The organism is Parendozoicomonas callyspongiae, from assembly GCF_023502345.1.
GTDB classification, from domain to species: Bacteria; Pseudomonadota; Gammaproteobacteria; order Pseudomonadales; family Endozoicomonadaceae; genus Sansalvadorimonas; species Sansalvadorimonas callyspongiae.
This window is the reverse complement of record NZ_JAMFLX010000182.1, coordinates 1-239: the sequence shown is the minus strand read 5'-3', so window position 1 is coordinate 239 and position 239 is coordinate 1. Positions and strand designations below refer to the sequence as shown.

Sequence of the window (239 nt, the reverse complement as noted above, 5' to 3'; positions counted from 1 at the left end):
TCTGATTGACCAAGGGCCTGAGTCCGGCTTCCGTTACACACCCATGCCAGCCGCCGATAGTGGGCAGGGTATCTCATCTGTTTTCAATTATCGAGTATCAAACCCCAGAGGGTTATCACTCCGAGAGCATTGCCAGGCCTGTATCTGCGGAAATATTTCTGAAAGCCAGTATCAAACCATGCAACAGCAGATGGCAGACTTTATTGAGCAGATAGAAGGAATTGATATCTGGTATGGGC

Annotated in this window: 1 protein-coding gene; it reads left to right on the top strand. The window is 48.5% G+C overall.

The features are described from left to right. Window positions 1-239: hypothetical protein (locus M3P05_RS20845; protein WP_249702075.1), on the top strand; the 239-nt coding region annotated here is incomplete at both ends.